9 protein-coding genes are annotated in these 10,318 nt (G+C 63.9%); 5 read left to right on the top strand and 4 right to left on the bottom strand.

Annotation, left to right across the window (positions count from 1 at the left end; genetic code table 11):
- Positions 1-189 precede the first annotated feature (189 nt).
- Both JMF86_RS32715 and JMF86_RS32710 read right to left on the bottom strand, forming a co-directional pair.
- Complete coding sequence (locus tag JMF86_RS32715; protein ID WP_201317296.1) at positions 190-1,659, bottom strand: benzaldehyde dehydrogenase; 1,470 nt, start codon at positions 1,657-1,659, stop codon at positions 190-192.
- Between the two features lie 371 nt (positions 1,660-2,030).
- The gene (locus tag JMF86_RS32710; RefSeq protein WP_077179763.1) at positions 2,031-2,885 is read right to left on the bottom strand and encodes an AraC family transcriptional regulator; all 855 of its coding nucleotides are present in this window, start codon (positions 2,883-2,885) and stop codon (positions 2,031-2,033) included.
- A 208-nt stretch (positions 2,886-3,093) separates the two neighbouring features.
- Between JMF86_RS32710 and JMF86_RS32705 the strand changes: the two genes are divergently transcribed.
- The 5 genes from JMF86_RS32705 (at position 3,094) to JMF86_RS32685 (ending at position 7,916) form a co-directional block, all read left to right on the top strand.
- Positions 3,094-3,966, top strand: a complete 873-nt coding sequence (locus tag JMF86_RS32705; RefSeq protein WP_077179764.1) for a PhzF family phenazine biosynthesis protein — start codon at positions 3,094-3,096, stop codon at positions 3,964-3,966.
- A gap of 3 nt (positions 3,967-3,969) precedes the next feature.
- On the top strand, positions 3,970-5,451 hold the full coding sequence (locus JMF86_RS32700; protein WP_077179765.1) for a winged helix-turn-helix domain-containing protein: 1,482 nt from the start codon (positions 3,970-3,972) through the stop codon (positions 5,449-5,451).
- 256 nt (positions 5,452-5,707) lie between these two features.
- On the top strand, positions 5,708-6,274 hold the full coding sequence (locus tag JMF86_RS32695) for a carboxymuconolactone decarboxylase family protein (RefSeq protein ID WP_077179766.1): 567 nt from the start codon (positions 5,708-5,710) through the stop codon (positions 6,272-6,274).
- A 163-nt stretch (positions 6,275-6,437) separates the two neighbouring features.
- Entirely contained in the window at positions 6,438-7,109 is a 672-nt protein-coding gene (locus tag JMF86_RS32690; protein ID WP_077179767.1) for a peroxiredoxin-like family protein, read from the top strand.
- Between the two features lie 90 nt (positions 7,110-7,199).
- Positions 7,200-7,916, top strand: coding sequence for an SDR family oxidoreductase (locus tag JMF86_RS32685; protein WP_201317295.1), 717 nt, complete (start codon positions 7,200-7,202; stop codon positions 7,914-7,916).
- On the opposite strand, the gene JMF86_RS32680 is transcribed toward JMF86_RS32685, so the two are convergent.
- Positions 7,893-8,825: a LysR family transcriptional regulator gene (locus JMF86_RS32680; protein ID WP_201317294.1), complete on the bottom strand. Its 933-nt coding sequence runs from the start codon at positions 8,823-8,825 to the stop codon at positions 7,893-7,895. The genes JMF86_RS32685 and JMF86_RS32680 overlap by 24 nt on opposite strands.
- A 192-nt stretch (positions 8,826-9,017) precedes the next feature.
- The gene (locus JMF86_RS32675) at positions 9,018-10,133 is read right to left on the bottom strand and encodes an alkene reductase (RefSeq protein WP_201317293.1); all 1,116 of its coding nucleotides are present in this window, start codon (positions 10,131-10,133) and stop codon (positions 9,018-9,020) included.
- Positions 10,134-10,318 lie beyond the last annotated feature (185 nt).

Raw genomic sequence — 10,318 nt, 5'->3', positions numbered from 1 at the left:
GATAGTACTGGTCGCGCACGATCAGGTCGGTATGGCACAAGCCGGTCGCGACGACGCGCACCAGCACCTCGTCGCCGCGCGGCGCGCGGATGCGGGCCGCTTCGATCGAGAAGGGCGCGCCGGCGGCGCGCGCGACGGCCGCGGTGACGGCGCGTGTGTCGTGTTCGGTGTACATGGTCGGTCTCCTCGTCAAATCGGATACGGCGGCGCTTCGCCCTTGATCGTCAGCCACTGCCACTGCGTGAATTCCTCCCAGTTTGCCGCACCGCCGATGCTCGAGCCATTGCCCGATGCGCCGACGCCGCCGAACGGGTTGATCACTTCGTCGTTGACCGTCTGGTCGTTGATGTGCAGCAGCCCCGTGTTCAGGCGCTCGCCGATCCGCAGTGCGCGGCCGACGTCGGCGGACAGGATCGCCATCGACAGCCCGTATTCGGTCCGGTTCGCGAGCGCGATCGCGTCTTCGTCGGTATCGAACGGCACGACGATCGCGACCGGCCCGAAAATCTCCTCGTCGAACGCCGGATTGCCCGGCGCGACGCCACTCAGCACGGTCGGCTCGAAGAACAGGCCGCGATGGCCGCCGCCCGTCTCGACGCGTGCGCCCGCGCGGCGGGCCGCATCGACCACGCTCGCCGCATGGTCGCGTTGCGCGGCGTTGATCAGCGGGCCGAGGCCGACGTCACCGGTGGCCGGGTCGCCGAAGCGCAGGCTGCGCGCCTTCTCGACGAGCTTCGCGACGAAGCGGTCGTGAATCGCGCGCTGTACGAGCACGCGGCCGGTCGCCATGCAGATCTGGCCTTGATGCAGATACGCACCCCATGCAGTGTTGGCGACCGCGCGGTCGAGGTCGGCATCGTCGAGCACGATCAGCGAGTTCTTGCCGCCGAGTTCGAGCGATACCTTCTTCAGGTGGCGGCCGGCGGCTTCGCCGACCTTGCGCCCGGCCGCGGTGGAGCCGGTGAACTGGATCATCGCGACGTGCGGATCGGCGACCAGCGCCGCGCCGGCCGCGCCGTCGCCGGGCAGCACGTGCAACACGCCTTCGGGCAGGCCGGCGAGCTCGAACACGCGGGCGATCGCGACGCCGCCGCACACGGCGGTGCGCGGATCGGGCTTCAGCACGACCGCGTTGCCGAGCGCGAGCGCGGGTGCCACCGCGCGTATCGCGAGGTACAGCGGGAAATTGAACGGCGAGATCACGCCGACCACGCCGCGCGGGCGGCGGCGCGCGAGCGACAGCCGGCCGGCCGCCGACGGCAGCACTTCGCCGGCCGCGCGTGATGGCAGCCCGGCCGCTTCGTGCAGCGCCTTGATCGTGACGGACGTTTCGAATGCCGCCTTCGCGCGCGTCGAGCCGCTTTCGCGCACGAGCCAGTCGACGATCGCGTCGGCGTGCGTTTCGGCGACGGCTGCGGCGCGGCGCAGGACGGCTGCGCGGTCGTCGTAGGGCAGGGCGAACCAGGCGGGCTGGGCGCGGTGCGCGGTAGCTGATGCTTCGGCGATGGCCGAGCTGTCGGCAAGACCGATGCGGCCGAGCGTGTTGCCGGTCGCCGGCTCGATCACGTCGGCCGCCTGTGGGCTCGCGTGCCAGCGGCCGGTGAAGATCTTGCCGCGCCAGATGTCGGTGTCGAACAGTGCGGGGGTATTGCTATCCATGTGCGCTCCTGGGGATTTCGGATCGGCCGGATCGTTGCGTGAGCGTCGATCGGCATGCGCGCGAGGGTAGGGGACGGCGGTGAAACGGGGGTATCCGGGTTTTTTCCCATCCGTCGCGCCCGCATGGATTGGCGGGTGAATACGATTCGGTGTGCGGAAATTGAACAGTTGCCGTGTGGACTTTTGCCGCACGCCGCGTGATGACGTGGCAGATATTGCCGGTGCGGCATCGGCCGTTCACCGTCACCGTCTGGAGCCGCCGCGTCCAACCGCCGGCAGCAAGCTTATCGCGAGCGGTCGGGTACGCCAGGATTTACCGGCCGAGTGGTTCGAGTTCAACGGGGGCGACAGAAGTCGGAAGTGAAGAGGCGTCAGTTGCATCGAGCACGGGATGCCTTCAGATCGCGGGGCGCAGGCAGACCGAACTTGGTAAATAGCCTTGCCAGGTAGGACGGCGATTCGATCCCTACGCTCAGGGCTGCCGACAGCACGGTCGTGCCGGGAACATTCAAGAGCGAACGCGCGCGCATGACCCGTTGCCGGAGCTGATAATCGGTGAGGCTTTCGCCGGTCTCCTCGCGGAAGATCCGGGTGAGATGACGTCGCGATATGGCGAATTCCGAAGCGATTGTCTCGATATCGATCCGCTCAGCCAGCATGACGTCAAGGTACGCCTTGATTTCACTGACCAGTTGCCCGCGCGAAACCTTCGGATTGGCATCGCTCGGTGCGGCGCCGAGCACCGCCGCCACGCACGCCGACGCAATCAGCCGATCGACCAGATCGTTCTGATACCGCGCCATATCGTGTGCTTCCTCCGTTTCGTCGCCCGCGTCGAACTGTGTTTGCAAACGCAGTGCCCCAAGCAGAGCAGGCGGCGGCACGCAGTAGCGCGGTGCATCGCCCCCGGCGATCCGGACATTGGATTTGCGCGCACAAAACGAAACGAAGTCGCGCTCCGCATAGACGGCCGTATGGCAGTGCTCTCCGGGATTGCTCGCCGTGTCGTGAAAAATCCCGGCAGGAACCATCGCAAGCACGCCGGCGCCGATGCGTTGCGAATGCTTTGAACACTCCGAAGTCAGCGTCAGCGTGCCTTGACTCGGCAGCAGGAACATGAACTCTTCGTGCTCGTGCCACGACGTCACGTAATCGGCCATCGTGATGCGACGGGTCGCAGCCACGCGGTCGGCGGGAATGTGCGATTTGGACGTCTGATAAAACATGGCGGGAACCTGCGACTTGGGACTTTATAAGGAATGGGCAACGCGCTGACGCCAATCGCCATGGCCCGATAGTGAGCATGTTCCGGCCCAAATGGAAGCGAATAAAAAACGCAGGCCGTGCATGCTGCGAGGGACGGCGGACTAGCCTTCCCGCCGGCTTCACAAAAGGCGGCACACCGATAGGCGGAGTTAATTAGGGAGCAAGCGCATGAGCATCGTACAACGTGTGCGGCTTGTACGGGTATTTTCCACCACCGACGAGGGCGGCAATCCGGCCCCGGTTGTGCTCGACGCGAACGGCTGGTCCGACGCGCAAATGAAAGAGGTGGCCCGCGCGTATGGTCTGGAAAGCGGGTTTGTGATGCGCGCCGTCGATCCGCACCATGATTTCCGCTTCCGCTTTTTTGTGCCCAACCACGAGATGGAGATGTGCGGACACGCGACGCTGGGCGCATTGTGGCTGCTGCGTCGCACAGGCGCATGGCGCACGAACACGGCGCTGATTGAAACGCTGAGCGGCAGCGTCGACGCGCGGTACGACGCGTCCGACGCGCGGATCGAAGTCAGTCAGCCGGCGGGACGCGTCGAGCCGGTTGTCGACGCGGCGCTCATTGCCAGGACACTCGATGCATTGAACCTCGATGCGGGCGATCTGTTGCCGCTCGGCATCGTCAACGCAACGACGAGCCGCACCAAAACGCTGGTGCCGGTCCGCACGACCTCACGGCTGAATGCGATCACGCCGAAACTCGACGTGATCGAAGCCCTATGCGACGCGCTGTCGTCGACCGGTCTGTATCCGTTTTCGCTGGATGCCGATGCACCGCACGTGTTCGACGCACGGCAATTCCCGCGCGCGTCCGGCTATCCGGAAGACGCGGCGACCGGCATCGCAGCGGCAGCGCTCCTGTACGGCGCGCATCGCTATGGGCTCGTCACCGGAGCGGGACGCGGCATCGTCGTGCGTCAGGGTGTGGCGATGGGACGTCCGTCCGCGATCACGGTGAACTTTCGCGATCCGGCCGATGAAAGCAGCGGTTGCTGGCTCAGTGGCCCGGTTAGTCTGATGGACGAGGCCTGAGTCATGTTGCTGGGCACACTCGAAGTCGATTTGTCGACGCGCTCGTTACGACGTGATGGGAAGGCTATCCATGTCGGTTCGCGTGCATTTGACGTGCTCGCGGTACTGTTGTCGGCGGCGGGACGTCTCGTCACGAAAGACGAGTTGATGGCCGCGGTCTGGCCCGGCACGGTAGTTGAAGAAAACAATCTGCAGGTCCATATTTCCGCGTTGCGAAAATTGCTCGGACCGCAACGCGACCTGATTGTGACCGTACCCGGTCGCGGTTACCAACTGACGCAGAGATCCGCCCCGACCGCGAATTTGACGCCGGCTACACCGCCCAGGCAGGCCGACAGCGATATTCCGCGACGGCACGGGGCGCTCACGGGACGCGACAGCCTGGTCTCCAATATTGCGGCAATACTGGACACGACGCATATATTGACACTGGTGGGCGCCGGGGGCGTCGGGAAAACGAGCGCGGCAATCGAAGTTGCTCATGCGGCAGTAAGCGGCCGTTTTGATATCACGCGTTTCGTCGCGCTTTCCGATGCCGCCTCTCCAGAAGCGGTCTTGCAGAAAATCGCGACGGCATTCGGCCTGCCGATACGGGACGACAGGTCGGAGGTCGACGCGCTAGTCGCAGCTTTGCCGCGAGACCGCACGCTGCTGGTGCTGGACAACGCCGAGCACGTCATCGATGCAGTCGCTCGACTGGTCGATTCAGTTTGCATGCGGCTTGGCAACTTGCGGGTACTCGTCACGAGCCGTGAGCCGTTGAGGGTATCAGGTGAGACTGTCTGCCACGTGCGTCCGCTCCAAGTGCCACGTCCGGAGTCATCCATCGCAGAGCTGCTGGATTGTGAGGCAGTGCAGATGTTCTTGCAGCGCGCGCGACAGTCGGGTTGCGACCTTGATACTTTAAGAAAAAGCGCTCGTCTCGTTGGCGATATCTGTCGTCGGCTCGACGGTAATCCACTGGCGATCGAAATGGCAGTCGGGCGTATCGGTGCATTGGGCGTTCGAGGTGTTCACGGATTTCTCGACGATCGCTTCAAGTTGCTGACGCGGGGATACCGGACGGCGCTTGCGCACCACCAGACGTTACAGGCCAGCTTCGATTGGAGCTTTGCGTCGCTGAGCCCGTCGAGTCAGAAGCTCTTGGGCCACGTTGCGGCATTCCAGCGTGCTTTTACTTTCGAGGCATTGCGCGCGCTGGTATGCGATGCGCGGTATACGCTGTCTGACGTTGCCGGCGACATTGCTGAACTGACCGAGAAGTCGCTGGTGAGTGTTGAGCCGGGTAACGGCGAACATCGATTCTTTCTTTCCGAATCCGCCCGAGCATACGCGTTGCAAAAGCGTCGCATCGGAGGGAAGGACATTCGAATGTTCGCGCACTATGCCGGCTACCACTTCAGTGCTTGTGACGAAGCGCCGACCATTGGAACGGATGCGTTCAACGAGAAAGTGGAAGAGCGGGAGCTTGCCTGCGCCATCTGAGCATGTAAGGCAATGGTAGGCCCGGACCCGCTGACGCGGCCTGAACGAATTGCAGCGAGCGGCCGGTCCCGCCCCACGGGCGGCATCGAAATACTCCTTCCCGTCGCGCCCCTCTGTCTCTTCAAGCGTGTGCACGCCAACCGCACCGCCATCGCGGTATGCCTGCGAGGAATGACTGTTATCGACGGCGCGTGCCTTCTTCGAGCGGGCGCTGACCTTCATCATTTGTTCACCGTCAACCACCAGGAGCAAAACGGTGAGCCACTTCCCAACCTACACGATCGATAACGCGCCGGCCGCGTCGAAGGCCAGCCTCGAAGACACGAAGCGCGCCTTCGGCTTCGTCCCCAACCTTCAGGCGCATATGGCGGAATCGCCCGCGCTGCTGGCCGGCTATTCGGCGCTGTGGGATCTGTTCTCGAAAAGCACGCTGACGCCGCACGAGCAACAGGTCGTCTACCTGACCTCGAACTTCGAGAACGACTGCCACTACTGCATGGCCGGTCACAGCACGCTGGCAAAGATGATCAAGATGGACGCAGGCGTGATCGCCTCGCTGCGCGCGGGCACGCCGCTGCCCGATGCCAAGCTCGAAGCGCTGCATCGCTTCACGACGCTCATGGTGCGTGAGCGTGGCTTCGTCCCGGACGCCGATGTCGATGCGTTCCTCGCCGCCGGCTACACCCGTCAGAACGTCCTTGAAGTGATTCTGGGTGTGGCGACCAAGGTGATGAGCAACTACACGAACCACATCGTCCACACCGAACTCGACGGCTTCATGGCTGGTAACGAGTGGACCAAACCGGTCGCTGCCGCTGCCTGAGCCGGGCCTGCGTCGCGTGATCGACGAGGGCATCGGCCACCGCCCGGCGCTCGAAGGTATCGCTGCGGTCGAAGCCGCACGCATTGCCTCAGCGCCAAACGCAGCCTGAACCCACTGATTCGTTCGTTCCTTATTCCTCTATTTCTCTCGACGGAGAATACTCATGTCACTCCAAGACAAACTCGACGCGTTCCGGGTCGACTTCAAGGCAGGCAAGCCGCCGTTCAACGCACCGCCGGAGATTCATCCGGTGATGGAACGCGCCACCGCGGAACTGATTGCGAGCGGGCAAGCGGGTCGCGCGATCAAGGCCGGCGACCGCGCGCCGTCTTTCAAACTGAAAGATCAGGATGGCAACGACGTGTCTTCCGCTGCGTTGCTGGTGAAGGGCCCGCTGGTGGTGACGTTCTATCGCGGCGTCTGGTGCCCATACTGCAATATCGAATTGCAGGCGATCAACGAAGTGCTGCCGGAGATCCGGGCCTACGGCGCGAACGTCGTGGCGATTTCGCCGCAGACGCCGGTCAACAGCCGCAAGGCCGTGCGCACCAACGAACTGGGTTTTCCGGTGCTGAGCGACGTGAACGGTCAGACGGGTGCCGACTTCGGACTGCGTTTCGCGTTGCCCGACTATCTGGTCGAACTGTACAAAAACCTGAAGAACGATCTGCCGGCGTTCAATAACGACCCGAGCTGGACGTTGCCGATGCCCGCTCGCTATGTGATCGGTCAGAATGGCATCGTGCTGTATTCGGAGGTCAACCCCGATTACACGCGCCGTCCGGACCCGTCGGACATGTTCCCGGTTCTGGAAAAAGCCATAGCCAGCGCCTGAGCCTTGTCATTCAACGCTCACAGATCGCCACGCCGCACCGGGGAACCGGTCGCGGCATGTCGATTTCTTCCGGTTCGTAAAGGACATTCGATGACACATCGTACATTTCTCGTAACGGGCGCGACCAAGGGCATTGGTCTCGCGTTGACGGAACGGCTGATTGCCGACGGCCACCATGTAGTGGGTCTCGCGCGCGACGCGAGCGATTTCCCGGGCGAGCTGGTCCGCGTCGATCTGGCCGACCGTGCCGCGACGGGCGCGGTGCTCGATGATCTCGTGCGTCGTCACACGTTCGACGGCGTCGTGAACAATGTCGCGCTGGTCAGGCCGCAGCGTCTGGGTGAGGTCGCGCTGAACGATCTCGACGACGTTCTCGCGCTGAATCTTCATCCTGCCGTGCAGACGGTGCAGGCGCTGCCTCCCGGCATGCGGGCCCGCGGCTGGGGGCGTGTCGTGAACATCTCGAGCCTGACGATTCTGGGGATGACGCAGCGCACCGCGTATGCAGCGGCCAAGGCAGCGCTCGTGAGTTTTGCGCGTTCGTGGGCGTTGGAACTGGCCGGCACGGGCATCACGGTGAATGCCGTCGCGCCCGGCCCAACCGAGACCGCGCTGTTTCGTGCGAACAATCCGCCGGGCAGCGAAGGCGAGAAGCGCTATCTCGCCGCCGTGCCGATGGGCCGTTTCGGCCAGCCGCATGAAATCGCCGCGACGATCGCGTTTCTGCTGTCCGATGCGGCGGCTTTCATGACCGGTCAGACGCTTTACGTCGACGGCGGAGCATCAATCGGCAAGCTCGCTTTCTGAGTGCGGGCCGGCACGACTGCTGCCGGCTGCACCGAGCACCTCTTCGACGAAGGCGATGAACGCTCTTGCCTTCGCACTGACCAGGCGTCCGGCCGGAAAGACTGCCCACAGGTCGATCGCGGGCAATTCCCAGTCGGTCAGTACCGACTGAACCGTGCCGTCGGCGAGTTCCGGCGAGAACATCCATTCCGACGCGATCGCCAGGCCCAGTCCGCCGAGCACCGTCGTACGCATGCCTTCGGCGGCGCTCACGCTGACGCGTCCGGATACGACCACCGCCACTTCCTTGCCGTGCTGGCTGAACGCCCAGGACTCGCCGCCGCCTCGCAATGAATACACGATCACCTGATGCTGACAGAGGTCCGCCGGCGTGGTCGGCACGCCCGCCTCGGCGAGGTAGGCCGGCGTGCCGACCACCAGCCGGCGGCTTTGCGCGATGCGGCGCGCGGTCATCGTCGAATCGTCGAGCGACCCCATGCGCAGGGCGACGTCCACGCCTTTCTCGAGCAGATCGATGCTGCGGTCGTCCAGCACGATATCGATCTGCAAATCAGGGTGCCGGTCGAGAAACGTCTTGAGCGAAGGGAGGATATGCAGCCGCGCGAAGGTCACGGCGGCGCTGATGCGCAGCACGCCGGCCAATCCGGTAGACGCATCGCGCGCGACCTGCTCGGCAAGATCGACTTCTTCGATGGCGCGTCTCGCGTGCTCGTAGAAGCGCTGACCGGCATCGGTGGGCGTCAGCCCGCGTGTCGAGCGCAAAAGAAGTCGCACGCCGAGCCGCGCCTCGAGTTGCGCGATCGACTTCGAGACGGCCGGCTGCCCGAGTTTGAGTCGCTTGGCGGCGGCCGAGAACGAGCCTGCCTCCACGACGCTGACGTACGTTTCCATTGCTGCCATCCGGTCCATGCCGCTGCTTCTCCGTGAAGGACCGTGAAGTCCGTGTCGTGGTTGGGATGTGCCAAGGCGCAAAGGCTTAAGTCTAGCGCGTCGGACCACGTGGCCGATGAAACTGCGGGCGATCGGTTCTTGCCGGCGGAATGGCACGCACGCCCACGGAAACGATTCGTAAAAGCAAACCAGCCGCGCGTGCAGGCTGGTTCAGATGACCGGCGCCGGGCCATGGAACGAATAATCGGTGTAGCCGCGTGCATCGCCGCCATAGAACGTCGAGCGGTCGTAGTGGTTGAGCGGCGCCCCGACGCGCAGTCGTTCGGGCAGATCCGGATTGGAGATGAACAGGCGCCCGAATGCGACGAGATCGGCGTCACCTGCCTCGATCATGCGATGCGCGCTATCCGCGGTGAAGCCGCCCGCCGCGATGAGCGTGCCGTTGAACACGCGCCGCAAGTCTTTCGCCGAGACCGCCGATGCCGCGGCGGCGACGTCATCGTTACCGCGCACGCGCGGCTCGACCACATGCAGATAAGCGAGCCCATGGCCATCCAGACGACGCGCGACATAGCCGAACGTGGCATGCGGATCGCTGTCGGACATCGTGCCGTACGAACTCCCGGGCGAAAGACGGACCGCGATGCGGCCGGCCTCCCACACCGAACCGATTGCATCGAGCACCTCGAACAGAAAGCGTGCGCGGTTCTCGAGCGAGCCGCCATATGCGTCCGTACGGTGATTCGAGCCGTCCCGCAGAAACTGGTCGGGCAGGTAACCATTGGCGGCATGCAGTTCGACACCATCGAAACCCGCCTGTTTCGCCAGCGCCGCTGCGTGACGGAATTCTTCGATCACGCCGGGAATTTCTTCCAGCGCGAGTGCCCGGGGGAGCACCTGTTCGACTTCAATGACCTGGCCATTTTCGTCGTGGATCGCCGAGTGTTCATAGGCGCGTACGGCAGAAGGCGCGATCGGCAATTCTGCGCCGATGTTGGCGGGATGCGCCTGTCGTCCCGCATGCCACAGCTGCACGAAGATGCGTCCTCCTTTCGCGTGGACGGCGTCGACAACACGTCGCCAGCCGTGTGCATGTGCTTCGGTGTAGATGCCCGGCGCATCCACATAAGCGAAGCCGAGCGGCGACACGGAGGTTGCGTCGGAAATCAGCAGCCCCCCCGACGAGGCGCGCTGTGCGTAGTAATCGACCATCAGATCGCCGGGAACGTTGTGCGCGTCGGTGCGCATCCGTGTGAGCGGCGCCATGACGACGCGGTGAGCGAGCGGATAGGGGCCGACCTGAGTCGGGGTGAAGAGCGTATTCATTGCGCGTTACCTGAAAAAGTAAAAAAGGGAGAGGGCCTCTGGATCTTCAGGGCAAGCGTGAATCCGCAGAAGGCAGCACCGGGTGATAGCTGTCATTCCTGCCCGGAATAGTTTGGAGCGCGACGCGGCGAGCGTCATGGGGCATCGTCGAGCTCTGGCCCGATAGTGGTCGTCGGCTTTTGAGA

It is taken from the genome of Burkholderia sp. E168m15 (assembly GCF_016586105.1).
GTDB classification, from domain to species: Bacteria; Pseudomonadota; Gammaproteobacteria; order Burkholderiales; family Burkholderiaceae; genus Burkholderia; species Burkholderia orbicola.
This window is presented reverse-complemented; position numbering and strand designations above follow the sequence as displayed.

What these genes read in the sequence shown, in the direction of transcription:
- JMF86_RS32715 (WP_201317296.1), bottom strand. Translation starts at nt 1,659, where the DNA reads ATGGATAGCAATACCCCCGCACTGTTCGACACCGACATCTGGCGCGGC.
- JMF86_RS32710 (WP_077179763.1), bottom strand. Translation starts at nt 2,885, where the DNA reads ATGTTTTATCAGACGTCCAAATCGCACATTCCCGCCGACCGCGTGGCT.
- JMF86_RS32705 (WP_077179764.1), top strand. Translation starts at nt 3,094, where the DNA reads ATGAGCATCGTACAACGTGTGCGGCTTGTACGGGTATTTTCCACCACC.
- JMF86_RS32700 (WP_077179765.1), top strand. Translation starts at nt 3,970, where the DNA reads ATGTTGCTGGGCACACTCGAAGTCGATTTGTCGACGCGCTCGTTACGA.
- JMF86_RS32690 (WP_077179767.1), top strand. Translation starts at nt 6,438, where the DNA reads ATGTCACTCCAAGACAAACTCGACGCGTTCCGGGTCGACTTCAAGGCA.
- JMF86_RS32685 (WP_201317295.1), top strand. Translation starts at nt 7,200, where the DNA reads ATGACACATCGTACATTTCTCGTAACGGGCGCGACCAAGGGCATTGGT.
- JMF86_RS32680 (WP_201317294.1), bottom strand. Translation starts at nt 8,825, where the DNA reads ATGGACCGGATGGCAGCAATGGAAACGTACGTCAGCGTCGTGGAGGCA.
- JMF86_RS32675 (WP_201317293.1), bottom strand. Translation starts at nt 10,133, where the DNA reads ATGAATACGCTCTTCACCCCGACTCAGGTCGGCCCCTATCCGCTCGCT.